24 protein-coding genes and 2 pseudogenes are annotated in these 15,387 nt (G+C 38.6%); 19 read left to right on the forward strand and 7 right to left on the reverse strand.

The window, feature by feature from the left end; all coding sequences use genetic code 11:
* Positions 1-289 precede the first annotated feature (289 nt).
* The 3 genes from BGM23_RS08785 to BGM23_RS08795 all read right to left on the reverse strand — a co-directional run bounded on the left by BGM23_RS08785 (position 290) and on the right by BGM23_RS08795 (position 2,576).
* Positions 290-847: a GNAT family N-acetyltransferase gene (locus BGM23_RS08785; protein WP_015251641.1), complete on the reverse strand. Its 558-nt coding sequence runs from the start codon at positions 845-847 to the stop codon at positions 290-292.
* A gap of 344 nt (positions 848-1,191) precedes the next feature.
* Positions 1,192-1,440 carry a hypothetical protein gene (locus BGM23_RS21830; RefSeq protein ID WP_119123070.1) on the reverse strand — a complete coding sequence of 83 codons (249 nt, stop codon included), beginning with the start codon at positions 1,438-1,440 and terminating at the stop codon, positions 1,192-1,194.
* Complete coding sequence (locus BGM23_RS08795; RefSeq protein ID WP_015251643.1) at positions 1,359-2,576, reverse strand: DUF418 domain-containing protein; 1,218 nt, start codon at positions 2,574-2,576, stop codon at positions 1,359-1,361. Before BGM23_RS08795 ends, BGM23_RS21830 begins: the two co-directional genes overlap by 82 nt.
* A gap of 267 nt (positions 2,577-2,843) precedes the next feature.
* Here BGM23_RS08795 and yrkP point away from each other — a divergent pair, with 267 nt between their 5' ends.
* Both yrkP and yrkQ read left to right on the forward strand, forming a co-directional pair.
* Entirely contained in the window at positions 2,844-3,539 is a 696-nt protein-coding gene (gene yrkP / locus BGM23_RS08800) for a two-component response regulator YrkP (protein ID WP_003229895.1), read from the forward strand.
* A complete protein-coding gene (gene yrkQ / locus BGM23_RS08805; RefSeq protein WP_003246194.1) occupies positions 3,526-4,824 on the forward strand; it encodes a two-component system sensor histidine kinase YrkQ in 1,299 nt (432 codons plus the stop codon). Before yrkP ends, yrkQ begins: the two co-directional genes overlap by 14 nt.
* A gap of 28 nt (positions 4,825-4,852) precedes the next feature.
* Here the strand turns inward: yrkQ and BGM23_RS22120 are convergent.
* From BGM23_RS22120 to BGM23_RS08820, 3 genes and pseudogenes are all read right to left on the reverse strand, one after another.
* Positions 4,853-4,918 (reverse strand): annotated as a pseudogene (locus BGM23_RS22120) (hypothetical protein); the annotation flags it as partial.
* A pseudogene (locus BGM23_RS08815) lies at positions 4,918-5,316 on the reverse strand (sigma-70 family RNA polymerase sigma factor); the annotation flags it as partial. The pseudogenes BGM23_RS08815 and BGM23_RS22120, both read right to left, overlap by 1 nt.
* Positions 5,316-5,834 (reverse strand): ImmA/IrrE family metallo-endopeptidase, encoded by a 519-nt coding sequence (locus tag BGM23_RS08820; protein ID WP_015714342.1) that lies wholly within the window; start codon positions 5,832-5,834, stop codon positions 5,316-5,318. The pseudogene BGM23_RS08815 and the gene BGM23_RS08820, both read right to left, overlap by 1 nt.
* A gap of 268 nt (positions 5,835-6,102) precedes the next feature.
* Between BGM23_RS08820 and BGM23_RS08825 the strand changes: the two genes are divergently transcribed.
* Together BGM23_RS08825 and BGM23_RS08830 are read left to right on the forward strand one after the other, a co-directional pair.
* The gene (locus tag BGM23_RS08825; RefSeq protein WP_004399117.1) at positions 6,103-6,639 is read left to right on the forward strand and encodes an ATP-binding protein; all 537 of its coding nucleotides are present in this window, start codon (positions 6,103-6,105) and stop codon (positions 6,637-6,639) included.
* Between the two features lie 355 nt (positions 6,640-6,994).
* The gene (locus BGM23_RS08830; RefSeq protein ID WP_003229900.1) at positions 6,995-7,162 is read left to right on the forward strand and encodes a hypothetical protein; all 168 of its coding nucleotides are present in this window, start codon (positions 6,995-6,997) and stop codon (positions 7,160-7,162) included.
* Between the two features lie 266 nt (positions 7,163-7,428).
* Here the strand turns inward: BGM23_RS08830 and sknR are convergent, their stop codons facing one another.
* Positions 7,429-7,779, reverse strand: coding sequence for a transcriptional regulator SknR (gene sknR, locus BGM23_RS08835; protein ID WP_004398704.1), 351 nt, complete (start codon positions 7,777-7,779; stop codon positions 7,429-7,431).
* A gap of 176 nt (positions 7,780-7,955) precedes the next feature.
* Between sknR and BGM23_RS08840 the strand changes: the two genes are divergently transcribed.
* The 15 genes from BGM23_RS08840 (at position 7,956) to BGM23_RS08910 (ending at position 15,289) form a co-directional block, all read left to right on the forward strand.
* Positions 7,956-8,186 (forward strand): helix-turn-helix transcriptional regulator, encoded by a 231-nt coding sequence (locus BGM23_RS08840; RefSeq protein ID WP_004398958.1) that lies wholly within the window; start codon positions 7,956-7,958, stop codon positions 8,184-8,186.
* A 29-nt stretch (positions 8,187-8,215) separates the two neighbouring features.
* Complete coding sequence (locus BGM23_RS08845) at positions 8,216-8,356, forward strand: hypothetical protein (RefSeq protein WP_003229902.1); 141 nt, start codon at positions 8,216-8,218, stop codon at positions 8,354-8,356.
* Between the two features lie 73 nt (positions 8,357-8,429).
* Complete coding sequence (locus BGM23_RS08850; RefSeq protein WP_015714341.1) at positions 8,430-8,999, forward strand: helix-turn-helix domain-containing protein; 570 nt, start codon at positions 8,430-8,432, stop codon at positions 8,997-8,999.
* Positions 8,996-9,253, forward strand: a complete 258-nt coding sequence (locus tag BGM23_RS08855; RefSeq protein ID WP_015714340.1) for a YqaH family protein — start codon at positions 8,996-8,998, stop codon at positions 9,251-9,253. Before BGM23_RS08850 ends, BGM23_RS08855 begins: the two co-directional genes overlap by 4 nt.
* On the forward strand, positions 9,250-9,423 hold the full coding sequence (locus tag BGM23_RS21840; protein ID WP_120028409.1) for a hypothetical protein: 174 nt from the start codon (positions 9,250-9,252) through the stop codon (positions 9,421-9,423). Before BGM23_RS08855 ends, BGM23_RS21840 begins: the two co-directional genes overlap by 4 nt.
* Positions 9,383-9,577, forward strand: coding sequence for a YqaI family protein (locus tag BGM23_RS08860; RefSeq protein WP_003229905.1), 195 nt, complete (start codon positions 9,383-9,385; stop codon positions 9,575-9,577). Before BGM23_RS21840 ends, BGM23_RS08860 begins: the two co-directional genes overlap by 41 nt.
* Before the next feature lie 103 nt (positions 9,578-9,680).
* Positions 9,681-10,637 (forward strand): YqaJ viral recombinase family nuclease, encoded by a 957-nt coding sequence (locus tag BGM23_RS08865; protein WP_015714339.1) that lies wholly within the window; start codon positions 9,681-9,683, stop codon positions 10,635-10,637.
* A gap of 2 nt (positions 10,638-10,639) precedes the next feature.
* The gene (locus BGM23_RS08870; RefSeq protein ID WP_015714338.1) at positions 10,640-11,494 is read left to right on the forward strand and encodes a recombinase RecT; all 855 of its coding nucleotides are present in this window, start codon (positions 10,640-10,642) and stop codon (positions 11,492-11,494) included.
* A gap of 76 nt (positions 11,495-11,570) precedes the next feature.
* The gene (locus BGM23_RS08875; protein WP_116758330.1) at positions 11,571-12,248 is read left to right on the forward strand and encodes a DnaD domain protein; all 678 of its coding nucleotides are present in this window, start codon (positions 11,571-11,573) and stop codon (positions 12,246-12,248) included.
* The gene (locus tag BGM23_RS08880) at positions 12,130-13,071 is read left to right on the forward strand and encodes an ATP-binding protein (RefSeq protein WP_074794427.1); all 942 of its coding nucleotides are present in this window, start codon (positions 12,130-12,132) and stop codon (positions 13,069-13,071) included. The genes BGM23_RS08875 and BGM23_RS08880 overlap by 119 nt, the downstream gene beginning before the upstream one ends.
* A complete protein-coding gene (locus BGM23_RS08885; RefSeq protein ID WP_074794430.1) occupies positions 13,062-13,211 on the forward strand; it encodes a hypothetical protein in 150 nt (49 codons plus the stop codon). Before BGM23_RS08880 ends, BGM23_RS08885 begins: the two co-directional genes overlap by 10 nt.
* Positions 13,212-13,306: 95 nt before the next feature.
* A complete protein-coding gene (locus BGM23_RS08895) occupies positions 13,307-13,735 on the forward strand; it encodes a RusA family crossover junction endodeoxyribonuclease (protein WP_032722181.1) in 429 nt (142 codons plus the stop codon).
* 81 nt (positions 13,736-13,816) lie between these two features.
* Positions 13,817-14,023 (forward strand): XtrA/YqaO family protein, encoded by a 207-nt coding sequence (locus BGM23_RS08900; protein ID WP_032722180.1) that lies wholly within the window; start codon positions 13,817-13,819, stop codon positions 14,021-14,023.
* 66 nt (positions 14,024-14,089) lie between these two features.
* Positions 14,090-14,743, forward strand: coding sequence for a hypothetical protein (locus BGM23_RS08905; RefSeq protein WP_032722179.1), 654 nt, complete (start codon positions 14,090-14,092; stop codon positions 14,741-14,743).
* A 90-nt stretch (positions 14,744-14,833) separates the two neighbouring features.
* Complete coding sequence (locus BGM23_RS08910) at positions 14,834-15,289, forward strand: hypothetical protein (protein ID WP_032722177.1); 456 nt, start codon at positions 14,834-14,836, stop codon at positions 15,287-15,289.
* The last annotated feature ends 98 nt before the right edge of the window (positions 15,290-15,387 follow it).

Genomic DNA, 15,387 nt, shown 5'->3' on the forward strand with positions numbered 1-15,387 from the left:
TACCCGATTGGTGTCCAGAATTCTGAAAAATGATGAAAATAAGTATAAATAAAATAAACATATGCTTTGAATAAAAGCTTTTGTAACTCATGATATGTTTTTACTATGTTGAGGGACTAGTGGGCGTGGTATATGTCAGAAAAGAAACCGATGATTCAAAGGTGTTTTGACCCCTGTTTATGAGACAGGGATCAAAACACCTTTTAAACATCATTATTACCTTCCTCTGATAATGAAATATAAAAAAGTTACCAGCAACTCTCTGCGGCATCTCGCCGTGTTCAATTGTTTAGTCCTTTTTTTTCATAATCTTTACAAATCTGAAAAAGTCATCATCATTCAGTAGGGGCTTGTCATCTTCACGTCCATTGCGATGCATATGCGGATCAGAGTGATGTTCATTGTAGAACTCTACGATATGAAATCCACACTTATTCACATAGAAGTTGATATTTCGCTTTTCGAAATAAGGTGTCACGGTTTCCCAAAGCACAGTATCCGGATACTGTGCTTCAATGGCTTTCCAAGCAGAAAGACCAATCCCTTGGCTGTGATATTCTGGAGATACATAGAATAAATTTAGCGAATTATGATTTGTTTGGCTGTTGATACGTACTACTGCACCACCGACATTCTTACCATCCTGAAGAATATGATATACCACTGCTCCGGGAGCATTGAAAGACTCCTGAACATCATTGTCCGATGGAATCGGCCCATCTTCGCAATCACCGAACGTTTCAATCACGGCGATCGCAAAGGCTTCTTGTAATTTTTTTTGGAATTCTGGCAGATCAGATTCCTTTGCTAGTTCCAGAATAACTTTTGGTTCATTTTTAGTTTTCATGATTGTTCACTCCCTCAGTTGCTAAAATATAGAGTTCAGTCGTTCAGTAAAACATTCGAGCTGCTCTGCGAGGCCTTTTCACAAAAAAGTGATTCCATCGCTCTTTCTTCCGCGGTAAATTTGGCGTTAAAATACTTCAAAAACTTTCTCCTGTCTTTTTGTATGATTCTTTTTCTTTGTTTCATTGGAAAACAAGCTGCATGTAACCCTAATTTACTATTGTTCACTACCGTATTAAGTGTCGTATGCGGGATTTGTCATCATTCTCGAATTTTTCCTGCGAAAAGTTACAAAAATAGTCGAATGAGGCGCCTTTGACTATGAACATGCGTAAAAGATTCAATTTAGATTCGATCATGAGCAATGCACATTGAGTAAACTCTGGTGGATTTATTAGCCCAAAGAAGCCTAAATGATATAAAAATAACTAGTCCATATATCAAATCTGTCCGTTTAATGCCCGCTTCATTCAACAACACTAATTTGAAGTCATGCAATCTGTGCAAGGGGGTTATTTCTGAATAGATTTTTCCGAATGCAGCGGAGTTGCTTTGGGACTCCCGTTTACTTTGCCGTACGTCAGCTTGCGCCATACTAATTCCATCGGACCGTACCTAAACCGTTTCAACCACAATGTACTAAAGCTCATAAGAACGAAGTACACGGCCAGACTGAACATGAACGTGCCGGCGGATTGAATATGATCCGCAAGCCCGAATCCGTACCTGAGGAACAGAACTGTTCCAATGATAGAGTGAAGCAGATAACAGGTCAATGACATCCGTCCGACTTTGGTGAATATCATCATAGGGCCTCGCAGCTGAGGAACGTATAGAAACAGCATTGCAAAAGTGCTCATATAAAACATACTTCCGGTTAAGCCGCCATTTTGACCCAAGACAGAGGAAATGTCCTTCCACAGCATATTCTCAGAAAGATTAAACATGTCTAGTAATATACTGCTTTGTGTTATTAGAAAAGCGATTGTGCTAATGATCCAGATACGCTTCCATATAGGCTTTTTCGCTTCCATGTCTTTGAAAAATTCCATCTTAACAAAGTACACGCCCAGCAGAAACATGAGAAACATGGAATAGATCATAGAGAAAGAGCCGGCAGCCATCGTGACCATATCTGTCCACCGAGTGCTGATGGATTCCATGTAGGTAAGGCTGCTGTGGCTAAACAAAGTAAACTCTGAAAAATTCGGGTTTTTTGACCCTGCAGTATTGATGACATTGTACAACATTGTGAAAACAGGAGTCAGGAATTGAAACACGATAAGTGCGATAATCCATCTAAGCACCGTTTTGGCCGTGCGTTTATAGAAGGCGAGTAACAGGAAGCCACTTACGGCGTAAAAGGCCAATATGTCACCGACCCAAACAAATGTGATGTGAAAAATGCCAAATCCCAACAGGATAGATAACCTGCGGGCAAACAGCTTGTTGGGACTCTCTACCTTCTGCGCGGCTCGATCCATAAAGATCATAAACCCGACTCCGAACAGGAAGGAGAATAACGTAACGAATTTCCCTTCGGCAAACCAGGAAACCAGCTTATGCAGTACGTCATCGGAGGCCATTTCGAATCCCTTTACTGAATCTACGATCAGAAAATAATTGACAATAATAATGCCAAGCAAGGCAAATCCTCGTACGATGTCCAGAAAATGAACCCGTTCCCGCAGACTCACCGGTTGCCCGCGTCCTTCTTTTTGTACAATCATATCAATACTCCTTTCCCATTTATCACGGCAATGTGTAGTGCGGATCTGAAAAACTTGAGCCTTACAATGGATAAATATAAAGACCGAATCTTAACAATTTATGAAGAGTCATCATTTTTTTTAGAAAATGTGACAAATTTGTGGCGAGCATCAGCTTTCATAAATTGTTAAGATTTACGTAGTATCTTATAACGTACTTATTACTATGAACGATATATAGTAAGGACACACGAGAAATAACAACAAGAATCATGAGGTGAGAGAGACATGGCCTATCGAATATTAGTCGTAGAGGATGATGAGGATATTGGTGATCTTTTGGAGGAATCCCTTACACGTGCAGGTTACGAGGTGCTAAGAGCCAAGGATGGAAAGCGAGCATTGCAACTTGTGAATGACTCGCTTGATTTGGTTATTTTGGATATTATGATGCCAGGCATTTCGGGAATTGAAACATGTCAGCACATCAGGAAATCCTCTAACGTCCCGATTCTGTTTCTGACGGCCAGATCGAGTACACTCGATAAAACTGAGGGATTACTCGCCGGCGGCGATGATTATATGACTAAACCATTCTCGGAAGAGGAACTTCACGCTAGAGTGATTGCTCAATTACGCAGATATACTATCTATCAGGAAAAGAAGGAACAGGAAGAAACATTTCTTATCGGGGGCAAACTAAGAGTGAGCGAAGAATTTAATGAGGTGTGGAAAGAGGAGAAGCAAATCAAGTTGTCAGATCTGGAGTATCGTATCCTGAAACTTCTGATGAACAAACGCAACAAAATATTTTCTGCCCAAAATATATATGAGAGTGTGTGGGGACAGCCTTACTTTTACTGTTCCAACAATACGGTGATGGTGCATATACGGAAGCTGCGCTCCAAAATTGAGGATGATCCGGCACGTCCGGTTTATATAAAAACTGAATGGGGAAGAGGATATCGATTTGGCGCATCTTAAATTTACGCTAACCAAAAAACTGGCTTTGCTGATAATGGTTGCTGCGATTGTGAGTGGTGTGATCTTTCTGACGTTGCAAAAGATCACAGATGATCTGATCGAGGGATATCTGAGTTCGGAAGAGTATTATCACGAGGAGTCAGCAAGATACATTCAAAAATTCAGCAAGTACGTTTCAGAAAATGAGTTGTCTACATCAGATAGAAAAGCGTTTGGCGAGTGGGTCAAAAAAGAAAATTACATTAACCTCACCATATTCAAGGATCAGGAGCTGCAATATGATTCTATTTATTCCGAATCGGATTATGGAAAGGAAAAGCTGACTCAGTACGCTCAAAATCATTCACATCCTGTCAAGTTTAGCGATGGTGAAGGACGAGTCATTATCGACGGTTTCTACTCTTCCCGATATTATGATCTGGCCTTTGCATTGGATTTGCTCGGGGCAACCCTCATCTTTTTAATCATTGTTCTCTTCGGAATTCGCCAAAGTCTTCGCTACCTTAAAACGATTCATCAAGAGATTCATATTCTTGAAGGGGGCGAACTGGACTACGAGATGACGATAAAAGGGCATGATGAATTAGCGATGATTGCAAAGAGCATTGAGGATCTGCGGAAAGCTTTCCTGGATAAACTTAAAGCTATCGAGGAATTGCAAGCTGAGAGCCGCAGCCTGGTTACCGAAATGTCGCACGATATGCGCACACCGCTGACGTCGCTGATCATGAATCTGGAGTTTGCCAAAAAAGAGGGAGGCGAAGCGGGTGCCAGCAAAGATCGGTATGTAGCCAATGCTTATGGTAAAGCACTGCAATTAAAAAGCTTGTCTGACAATCTGTTTGCGTATTTCCTGCTGAACAAGGAATATGAGGCCGATCTGGAGACCGTTGCAGTGAAAGAAGTGATCTACGATCTAATATCAGATCAGATTGCTATCCTTCATCAGGAGCATTTTCGGGTCCATATTTCAGGCGAGCTGCCGGAAACCTATATTAACGTGAATTTGGAGGAGCTTGGTCGTGTATTTGATAATGTGATGTCAAACTTATTGAAATACGCAGATCCGGAAGAAAAAATCAGTATCACGTTTGTATCGGATCAAGAGATATTTGAGATCCATGTTAGCAATACGATTAAACTTGCAGATATAACACCGGAAAGCAACGGACTCGGTGAAAGAAGCATTGCGCGAATGATGTCCCGCATGCAGGGACAGTTTCACAGTATACAAAAGAATTCTAAGTACTACATTGTGCTACGATTTTGGAACACCAAGATGTAGGCTGAGAATAAAAACCACGAATATATTGAAAAATGATTTTCATAACTCTTTCAAATAGAGAAAGCCGGAGTATGAGATCCGGCTTCTTCTGCATTATTTCCCCTTCGCCTTCTTCCGCTTTTCCTTCTCTGCCCGATAAAACTCATGAAACATCTTCATCAGCGCCCGTTTTTCAATCCGCGATACATAGCTGCGTGAGATACCGAGTTCTTTGGCAATCTCTCGCTGCGTTTTTTCCTTCTTCAAATCAAGTCCAAACCGCCCGACAATCACTTCCTTCTCACGGTCATCTAAAATGTCAATGTATTGTTTCACTTTTTCAAGCTCCATATTGAGCTGGATCGTATCTATTACGTCTTCGTTTTCTGATTTCAAAACGTCAATCAGGCTTATTTCATTCCCTTCCTTATCCTGCCCGATCGGATCGTGAAGGGAGACGTCTTTTTTTGTTTTTTTCAATGCGCGCAAATGCATGAGGATTTCATTATTAATTACAAAAGGGGGGTGCACAGATTTCCCGTAACTGTTTGATTAAATAAAGGTTGAGTCAGCTTCCTGTAATAAATGCTCAAACGTTTCTTCGCAAACGAAGGGGATACCTTAAATAACCAAGCTATATTTTCAATTGCATGTGATTGTATGTACGAAAGATTAATATTACGCAACATGAAAGTTGGAATGCAAAAGTGATATGTAAAATAATTGGACTGCCACTCTAAATAATCTGTCCAAGTTGCAGGCATTGTTTTTTTATCGCCTTCATGTCTATATATATGGCAAAATTCATGAGCGAAATCATACCATTGTTCAGTTCGGCTTTTTCGGCTGTCCAAGCATATATTATAAATCCCGCTGTGTTTAAGTGCGAAGCTTGTAACAGGTTTAAACGAAAGCCTGATATCTAAAGCCTCGGCAATCCGTTCAAAATTAATTTGTTCTGGTTCTGTAATATCAATCTTCTTGTATAAGTTTTCAATCCAATCCTCTAAATGACTGTTTGTATACCTCAAGATGAAAAACCTCCTTAAAGACGACAATCTAAAAATTGGATTCGTTTAAATATTATATGGAAATCAAGACTTTTTTCATAGGAAAATGCGTCTAAGGAGATGGAATATGAATCCGTTTAATAATGACTGTTTTCGTAAGTATTATGATTTTAACACGCATCTGGATTTCCCTCGAAAAGTAAAGGTCTTTTAGGGATTTATGTCAAAATAATAGTAAGTACGTTATGCAACAAACAGGGAGTTTGGTTGCTTAATAAGGAGGGGAAGTATGAAAAAAAATATTCACATATTGGGAGCCTCTGGTGTCGGAACTTCAACATTGGGTGCTGCATTATCAAAGCGTTTGCCTCATACGCATCTTGATACTGATAATTACTATTGGTTAGACAAATTCACTAAAAAAAGAGAAATTCCTGAAAGAAGAAAGTTGCTTGAAAAAGACTTAACAATCAATGAAAAATGGATTCTTTCTGGTGCAGTGTGTGGCTGGGGCGATAATCTAAAAAGTTATTTTGACCTTGTCGTCTTCTTATGGATTCCACAAGATATACGGCTTGAGAGACTAAGGCACAGGGAATTTCAGCGTTATGGAAACGAAGTGTTAGCCGGTGGCAGTAAATATGAACAATCAAAAACATTTTTAGAGTGGGCTTCTTTATATGATAATGCTGGAATGGAAGTTAGAAGTAGAGCTTTGCATGAACATTGGATGGCAGATTTATCTTGTCCAGTGTTAAAGATTGAAGACGACTGCTCAGTCAATGAAAGAGTTGACCGTGTCTTGGATTATCTGAGTTCTAATTAAACTAACGGATAGCAATAGCTGCATCAGAAAATAAATCCAAAAATCAAAGACAGTTCCAGTATGGCATTTAATGAGCTGTTTTTTTAATACCGCTATCAATTTGCCTACTATTTTTGGTAGCATCCCCACAACAGAGAAGAGATTGTTCTTCATAAGGAAGTTTTTGGATCAGTTGCAGGAAATGGAACCTCAACGATTAGATACATCCTAAAACCTGTCCAGCTAGTGCTTATGTTGGTTACCATTGAGTGAAAAGCACTTGCCGATCCTTTTTTGTTGGTGTAATCATTAGTGAATTATTACAATTGCAAATGATAGGGGCAAGGGAATAAATGGACTTCAAAGGAGTTTAATCATGAAAAATAATGATAAGAAGAAAGAGGTTCAAAGAAAATACAGAGAAGAGATTAAAAAAAAGAAACAAAAGAATGAAGATAATAAAAATTTTATTAAAGAAACAATTATTGTTGTTACGATAATTGTATTGTTTATTTTTTTCACATACACTTTGCAAGGTTTTTAACAAGAAGCCCTCTTTTCCCATTTCGATACTCTGCAATTTCCCTCACAATAAACGCTCAATTTTTTTACATGAGAATATAAAAGAAACATAAATGAAAATATAAATGAGAAAAACAACAAAAACCCTTGTCACGTAAGGGTTTGTAAAGGATTCAAAATCACTTTTTAAATGAGGGTATGAATGAAATATAAATGAGAATCTAAATCTTATTAGTAAACAGAATTAAACATAATAAACAGAAATAAATAATAATAAACTAACTGCGTTTATTTATCTGATTTCCGTCTTTCTTTTAATTGCTCCGTTATAATCTCCAAAGCAGCCTGTAAGATCTCATCTGTTACCTCACCGTCTTTTGCTGCAAGGAATGTTTCAGGATCGTTTAACACTTTTTTTGCTTCATCCTGAAATACTTTTTCATTGCTTTCTCCTTTAAGAAGATAATCCAAAGAAACATCAAGTATGTTTGAAATATTAATTAAGGTTTTATAGTCAGGCTCACGACTACCTAGTTCATAGGCGGTGTAGGCAGGCCGAGTAATTCCAAGTTTATCAGCCATATTTTGTTGGGTTAGTTTCTTTTGTTTTCTGCACTTTTTCAAGTTCTCGGAGAACATATTAATCACCTGACTTTTGTTTTTATTCTATATCTCATTGTAACGTAACAAAGGGTTACATATAAGTTTTGGTAACAAAACGATACTTTTTTTATGAAAATGTGTTGACAATGTAACGAATCGATACTATTATCTAAGTAACGAAACGTTACATTTTCTGATTAAGGGGGTGAAAAATGATGAGAAAATGGCTTAAGAAAAACCGCTTAGAAAAAGGGTTTACTCAAGAAGAAGTTGCCAAAGCTGCACAGATTGGTAGAGCATACTACACCATGATAGAAAATGGTACTAGGAAGCCTAGTGTTATTGTCTCAAAAAAAATAGGAGAGAAATTAGGCTTTGACTGGACTATTTTTTTTGAGGATGTATGTAACGAAACGAAACATAATTCTAAGGATTCAGCATGATTAGAATTCACAAAGGAGGCCTTTTAATTATGAAAGTCATCTTGAAAAAAGGACCACTGTTTGAACAGGCAGAGGCCAAAGCCTACAAATACCTCAGTGGCATACTTGTTCAGCGTATGAATGAACACCAAGAGAAGCTTGCGCAAAAAAATAAAAAGGAATCAGCCTAAGTCATTTATAAACAGCATGGTCTTTCAACTTCAATTTTAAAACTAAAAACCTAATATAACAGGAGGCAAACATATGGAGAACAACCCATACAACATGCGGAATTTACCGCAGATTATGCGTAGTGCCCGTAAGGCTGCAGGTCTTTCCCAATACCAAATCGGAAAGTTAATCGGAGGTAAGGATCAAAGGTATGTTTCAGATGTTGAAAATGGACTTGCCAAGCTTACTCCAGAGTTATGTATCAAGTGGTTTGAGAAGTGCGATGCCTATGAACATATTGATCTTGTTCATTACTTATTTAAACTTCATCCCACAGCCGCTGCTCCTATTGATCCGGCACTCAATGAATGTGCAAGTAATGCGGTGATTAATATGGTTCACCAATTGGAGGAAGCATTACAAGCAACCAAACATTTAGCCCGTTGGCTTACTGATAATAGACCAGGTAAAACTGAAGAGCTGCCGATGGCTGATATTAAGCAGATTTTTGATTTGATTGCGGCTAACAAAACATTGATTTATTCACTTGTTCGTACTCACGGGTTGAAAATGCAGGAGCTTGCAGATAGGTGGACGCGGAAAGCTCTAGTTGATCAAGTTGCTATGGCAAAACAAGAAGGAAGGCAGGCGGTTTCAGTATGAATACTAATCATTTCTTGAAGTCAGATGTTCCTATCGCAAAAAGAAAAATCGAATCAGCAGAAGAGCTATCAATCATGCTGTCAGAGGCTTTACGTGATGGTGATTATGAAGAAGCGATTAGTCTCGCTGGAAGCATCAAGGTTCTTACTGAGGATATTAGCCGGCTTGCAAACAAAGGACGTCTTTATGAAACGGCATTGAAAATGCAACAGCAAGGTATCAACTTAACTGTAGTGAGCAGGTGTATAGGATGATGGTTCATTTTGTTCATAAACCGGCAACTGCTCTGGAAGTTCGTAAATGGTGTGCGATGATTCGTAACAATAGTGAATTCCATCTGTTATGGGATAGACGTGCAGACAAATTCAGAGAGGAGAATAAGAATGGTCGAAAATCCAATGGTCATAAACAACTGGCACGATAAGCTGACTGAAACGGATGTGCAAATAGATTTTTACGGTGATGAAGTAACACCAGTTGATGATTATGTAATTGATGGCGGCGAAATCATTCTGAGAGAGAACTTGGAAAGATATTTAAGGGAGCAACTTGGTTTTGAATTTAAAAATGCGCAATAAAAAAGCCCACTCGGCAAAGTGGACTTCTTTAAAGGCTATCTAAAAAACTCATGTGCAAATATTTTATCAGATAGCCTCAATAAAAACAATGGGGGTTAGGGTTATGACAAGAAGAGCTGAGGTTCTTGCTAAGACTTCTGAAATGAGCCGTGATGAATGGCTTATTGAAAGAAGAAAAGGGATTGGCGGCTCAGATGCATCCATTATCTTGGGGTTAAACAAGTGGAAGACACCTTTTGAATTATGGTTAGACAAAACAGGACAGGTCCCTGTTAGTGAATCGCAAAGTGAAGCTGCTTACTTTGGATCATTGCTTGAAGACATTGTTGCAAAAGAATTTGAGATTCGTAGTGGCAAGAAGGTTAGACGTAAAAAAGCAATACTTAGACATCCAGAACATGATTTCATTTTGGCTAATGTAGACCGAATGATCGTTGGTGAAAAAGCGATCCTTGAATGTAAAACAACCTCTGCTTACAACTTAAAAGAATGGGAGGACGAAGAAATCCCCGAGAGCTATATCGTTCAGGTCCAGCATTACCTGGGTGTACTTGGACCTGAATATCAGAAGGCTTACTTTGCTGTGCTGATTGGCGGAAACAAGTTTGTTTGGAAAGAGATTGAGAGAGACGACGAGTTAATTGACATGATCTTTGAAGCAGAGATTGAGTTCTGGAATGAAAAGGTCTTAGGTGGACAAGCTCCTGCTTTAGATGGGTCAAGTGCTGCGGAGGAATACCTCAAAAAGCGATATGCCGAAACGGAAAATAACAAAGCTATTGATTTAACTGCGACTAATCGAGAACGTATTCAACAATATTTGCATCTTAAAGAACAGCTCTCAGAGCTTCAAAGTCAGGCAAAAGAATTAGAAAACCAGATCAAACATGAAATGAAGGATGCAGAGTATGGGTTTATCGGCAACTATCAAGCTTATTGGAAGCCTGTTGTCTCAAATCGAGTTGACACGAAAAAGCTGAAAGAGCAGTTTCCGGATATTTACGAGGAGGTCAAAAAGGAAACTCATTTCAGACGTTTTAGAATCAAGGAGGTTAGCTGATTATGGCTACTAATCAATCAATTAAAAACAACATCCAAAAGAAACAAAAAAGCGCACCTGTGCAACAGCAAGGAGCAACCATGAAGGGTTTACTTTCCTCCCCATCCGTTATTAAGCGATTTGAGGAAGTATTAGGGAAGAGGGCTACACAGTTTACTGCCTCTATCTTAAGCCTATATAACAGCGAGCAGATGCTGCAGAAAACAGATCCTATGAGTGTCATATCCTCAGCAATGGTGGCAGCTACACTCGATCTGCCTATAGATAAAAACTTAGGATATGCCTGGATTGTTCCTTATGGAGGTAAGGCTCAATTCCAGCTTGGGTACAAAGGATATATCCAGCTTGCCTTACGAACAGGCCAATATAAGTCCATCAATTGCATACCGATTCATGAAGGAGAATTGCAGAAGTGGAATCCATTGACTGAGGAGATCGAGATTGATTTTGAAAAACGAGAATCAGACGCGGTAAGTGGTTATGCAGCTTATTTTGAGTTGATAAATGGCTTCCGAAAAACAGTGTACTGGACAAAGGCACAAGTAGAGAAACACAAAAAGAAATTCAGCAAATCTGATTTTGGATGGAAAAATGATTGGGATGCGATGGCTCTTAAGACTGTATTAAAAGCAGTTTTGAGCAAGTGGGGGATTCTCTCTGTGGAAATGCAAAAAGCAGTTATTGAGGAAGATAAAACAAGAGAACGGATTGACATTACCAATGAAGCGGATAGCTCAGAAATTATCGATTCCGAGCCTTCAAACAAAGACGAACCGGAAAAAACAAGCGAACAAGAAGCTGATCCTTTTGACGGTAAGCCTGTAGACATAAAAGAAGATGAACTTCCGTTCGATTGAGGCCGGCACCTGTGACATAACTGCACTCTGTGAAAGGAAGTAGGTGAGTGACTTGGACATAAAAGCAATGGGGTATGTGGTCATACCCCGACTACCATTCAAAGAGTTTAGGGATGAAAAAATTTATGATCACTTGTTCAAAAGAGCTGAATACAGGCCAAATCAAGAGCTAGAGCTTGGGCAGACCATTATCAAAATTGTGGAACTTGCAAAAGATTTTAACTGGTCAGCTGCACAGATCAAATACTCACTAGACCGAATGGAGAAACAGGGATATATCAAATTGCACCGTCTTCCACAAAAAAGAGGGTTCATCGTCACCATACTTCATTATGCGGACTACATACAGCTAGGAAATTACATGAAGAAAAAAGCTTTGGAACCAGCTGAGATTGAACATCAGGAGGTCGATGACAAAATGAAAAATGCCTTTGAGCTATATGAAAACAAAGTTGCTCGGTCAGTCGGTCCTATAGAGGCACAGCGAATTGGATACATGGTCGACGATTATGGTGAAGAAAAAGTGATGGAGGCTATCAAGACAGCGTTTCAGCTAAAGGGGAAATCAGCAAGTTTGTCATATGTTCAAGCCATCTTATCAAATCCATTCACTCAAAAGAGAAAGGAGAAACAATATGGCTATAAACAAAGCAGTCAGTATAGACACCGCATTTCAAACGATCATGCAGGAACTTCGGGAAAAGTCAGCCCGCTTTTTGGGAACAAAACAGGCCGCATCCGTAGAAAAGGCTGAATTTAATTGTCCTTATTGTAATGATCGTGGAATTGTCGTTTATCGGGTCCATAAAGATACTCCTTGGCATTTAGATGAACAGTTAGATCTTATGGTTCCAGACGAAATGGTACTCGAAGATGATTTTCTTTTGGGGAAGGTTTGCACGCCGGACAAAGCTAGTGAATGGAAAGATACTTATTCAAAACAGTGTGAATGTGTGAGACGAAAGAAAATAGCCAGACTCATGTCAGCTAGTGGCATTACAGAAGAGTTTGAAAAGCTTCTCTTTGGTAACTTCATCACGGACGGTAAGCCAGACATGATCAAGGACGCCTATGAATGTGCAGTGGAATACTATAAAGATTTTCAAAAAATCAAAGGAGAACGGCAAAACAGTATCGCATTACTTGGACAGCCAGGTAGCGGTAAAACTCATTTGCTCACGGCGATAATGAATAATCTGATCAAGAAAAAATCAGTACACTGCATGTATTTCCCTTATGTAGAGGGCATGGGTGATTTGAAAGCTGACTTTGACAATTTAGAAGCAAAACTGGATGCCATGAGAAAGGTCGAAGTTCTATTCCTTGATGACTTATTTAAACCAATAAACGGTCAACCAAGGGCAACCGACTGGCAGGTTGAACAAATCCAGTCAGTCCTAAATTATCGTTATTTGAATCATAAGCCTTTGCTGATTTCTTCGGAGTTAACAATTGATGAGATTTTGGATATAGACGAGGCTCTTGGTTCACGTATTCACCAGATGTGTCGTGATTACATAGTGATTATTAAAGGCGATCGAATGCAATTAAATCATAGGTTAGGTGATTGGGAATGAAGGAGAAAATGAATGTAAAAGCAACTGGTGGACTTTATATATTTGGACCTTCAAATCCAACTGAAGGTAAAGATCTTACACCAACAATCCGTTTACTTAAGGAAAAAATAAAGCAAATGGAGCGGATGCTGAGTGCTTAAAGCAGTCGTGTCTCTGCTGACAATTTTACTCTCCGCATCGAGAATAGAAAAAGAAATTCAGCTATGGGAACAGCTTGACGGGAGGTAAAGAACAGTTGGATTGCATTAAGTTCACTGTTTATGGTGAGCCAGTCGCACAAGGACGGCCGCGTGGATCAATACGAAATGGGAAGGTGCATATGCGTGATCCAGCGAAATCAAAGCACTTTAAGCAGTATGTGGCATTGGTTGCATCTCAGCATCGCCCAGAAACAATTATTACTGGTCCAGTTGCAATGGATGTCAAAGTGTATAGACCAATGCCAAAATCAGTTTCAAACTCATCAAAGAAGAAAGAAAAAGCTGAAAAAGGTCTTCTGAGGCCGACCACAAAGCCCGACGTTGATAACTATGTAAAGGGTGTGAAAGATGCTTTGAATCATCTGATATACAAAGATGATAGTCAGGTTGTGGATCTGAAAGTCAGCAAGTTTTATAGCGATGAGCCGAGGGTGGAGATCAAGATAAAAGAGGTTTCTGCGTAAAAATAAAAAACACTGAAGCGCTTAGCCTCAGTGTTCTTGATATGAACTGGTACTTCTATCATAACATAGGGGGCGCTTCAAGTGTACAATCCAAGAGAAATAAACATCAAAAAAGACTTCACTATTCAGCAGAAGATTGACCCAGGGAAAGTTAAGATCATTGTTTTAGACGGGAATCAAGGTACTGCCCATGTCTTAGATGCTCCTGAGCACGGTAAAACAGTGATCCAAACTGTGAAGGGGAGCTTTGCGCGGGTTGATCATGAGATAGGGTTTAAGGTGGTATAAACTTTGTTTTAAGAAGCACTTAAAATTGGTTTGTAGTAAAATAAACTAAAACGCTGGAGGATAGTAATGTTTTTAAAGGGATCAGGTGCTGTTTTCTATTTAAGAGTTTTGTCACCTTTAAATGAATTTATAGAATATCTGGATGATGTTGAAGATAGGTTTGAAATAGCAAAAAAACGATATGAAAATGAAGCAAAAGAATTAAGCCCAGAAATTGAAGAAGATTATTGGGATTATTATATTGATGAATACCATGACTTCAATATCACATATCCTTCAATTTTGAGAAGTAGTGTATTTACAAGTATATATAGCTTTTTAGAGTACCACCTTATAAGTAGATGTTTAGATAAAGCAATTTTAGAAAAAGTTAAGTATGATAGAGGGATTTTTAAAGCCAAAAGTTATTTTAAATTAAGATATAAAAGTAATGAGAAATTTAAAGAGTCAGAAATATTCTCGAACAATGTTTGGAATAAAATAGTTGATTATTCTAAGATTAGAAATTGTTATATTCACAATTCAGGAATAATAACAATGATACCAGATGAAACAAAGCAAAAAGAATTAATTCAAATTATTAGAAAAACCAATTATATTGAAATTGATGACCGTGACAGAATACATATACTAAATAGGGAATTTTGCAAAGAATTTCACGAAGTTGTTTACAAATTTATTTACGATTTGAATGATTTATTATTAAATTTAAAAGATTAGTCCAAGACGGAAAGCCTGCGGACACTGAACTTACAGCATTTACGTTGTTTGTTTGGTGTCCGTTTTTTATTTGAAAAGGAGGACACAATCATGAATCAAAAAGAAATTGAAAATCTAATCAATAGCTATCACTGGATGGTGAAAGAGGTTCATCGATTGCAAAGAGTACTCTATGGTTCCGTAATTCCAATGAAGAATTGGGGTATTGCACAATATGGATTAGAAGCTGCTATGCCAAAAGGAAGTCCTGGGAAGAGTCAGGCTGAGCTGAGGCAAATGGATATGAGAGAGGAACGTCTTTTCAAACGTCTTAAGTATTATGAAGAGCGAGTATATGCAGTTGAGCTAGGTGCCGAAAAGATCAAAGGGGAGCAGCATAAAGTCATTTATGACTGCATGATGGAGGGAATGAGCTACCGTGCTATTAGTCTTCATCTTGGCTTTTCACGGGAAACTGTACGCAAAATGAAAGACGTGTTGATCAGCCAATTATGCCAAGATTGTCACTTTGAGCGTTTGTTGAATCTGAAAAAATCTGTGGTGTAAAATGGGAGGCAGGTCGGCGCGGCAGAAATTTTATTGAGCCACCTAAACTATATAGTACACAGGATAATAAATCATTCGACAAATTTTGCGAACCATTC

Source organism: Bacillus sp. FJAT-14266 (assembly GCF_001719225.1).
GTDB classification, from domain to species: Bacteria; Bacillota; Bacilli; order Bacillales; family Bacillaceae; genus Bacillus; species Bacillus subtilis.

Coding starts and splice junctions, on each gene's coding strand:
- BGM23_RS08825 (WP_004399117.1), top strand. CDS start 6,103: ATGAAAAAAAATATTCACATATTGGGAGCCTCTGGTGTCGGAACTTCA.
- BGM23_RS21840 (WP_120028409.1), top strand. CDS start 9,250: ATGATGGTTCATTTTGTTCATAAACCGGCAACTGCTCTGGAAGTTCGT.
- BGM23_RS08910 (WP_032722177.1), top strand. CDS start 14,834: ATGAATCAAAAAGAAATTGAAAATCTAATCAATAGCTATCACTGGATG.
- BGM23_RS08855 (WP_015714340.1), top strand. CDS start 8,996: ATGAATACTAATCATTTCTTGAAGTCAGATGTTCCTATCGCAAAAAGA.
- yrkP (WP_003229895.1), top strand. CDS start 2,844: ATGGCCTATCGAATATTAGTCGTAGAGGATGATGAGGATATTGGTGAT.
- BGM23_RS08850 (WP_015714341.1), top strand. CDS start 8,430: ATGGAGAACAACCCATACAACATGCGGAATTTACCGCAGATTATGCGT.
- BGM23_RS08880 (WP_074794427.1), top strand. CDS start 12,130: ATGGCTATAAACAAAGCAGTCAGTATAGACACCGCATTTCAAACGATC.
- BGM23_RS08830 (WP_003229900.1), top strand. CDS start 6,995: ATGAAAAATAATGATAAGAAGAAAGAGGTTCAAAGAAAATACAGAGAA.
- BGM23_RS08795 (WP_015251643.1), bottom strand. CDS start 2,576: ATGATTGTACAAAAAGAAGGACGCGGGCAACCGGTGAGTCTGCGGGAA.
- sknR (WP_004398704.1), bottom strand. CDS start 7,779: ATGTTCTCCGAGAACTTGAAAAAGTGCAGAAAACAAAAGAAACTAACC.
- BGM23_RS08905 (WP_032722179.1), top strand. CDS start 14,090: ATGTTTTTAAAGGGATCAGGTGCTGTTTTCTATTTAAGAGTTTTGTCA.
- BGM23_RS21830 (WP_119123070.1), bottom strand. CDS start 1,440: ATGGCGCAAGCTGACGTACGGCAAAGTAAACGGGAGTCCCAAAGCAAC.
- BGM23_RS08860 (WP_003229905.1), top strand. CDS start 9,383: ATGGTCGAAAATCCAATGGTCATAAACAACTGGCACGATAAGCTGACT.
- BGM23_RS08845 (WP_003229902.1), top strand. CDS start 8,216: ATGAAAGTCATCTTGAAAAAAGGACCACTGTTTGAACAGGCAGAGGCC.
- BGM23_RS08840 (WP_004398958.1), top strand. CDS start 7,956: ATGATGAGAAAATGGCTTAAGAAAAACCGCTTAGAAAAAGGGTTTACT.
- BGM23_RS08870 (WP_015714338.1), top strand. CDS start 10,640: ATGGCTACTAATCAATCAATTAAAAACAACATCCAAAAGAAACAAAAA.
- BGM23_RS08865 (WP_015714339.1), top strand. CDS start 9,681: ATGACAAGAAGAGCTGAGGTTCTTGCTAAGACTTCTGAAATGAGCCGT.
- BGM23_RS08785 (WP_015251641.1), bottom strand. CDS start 847: ATGAAAACTAAAAATGAACCAAAAGTTATTCTGGAACTAGCAAAGGAA.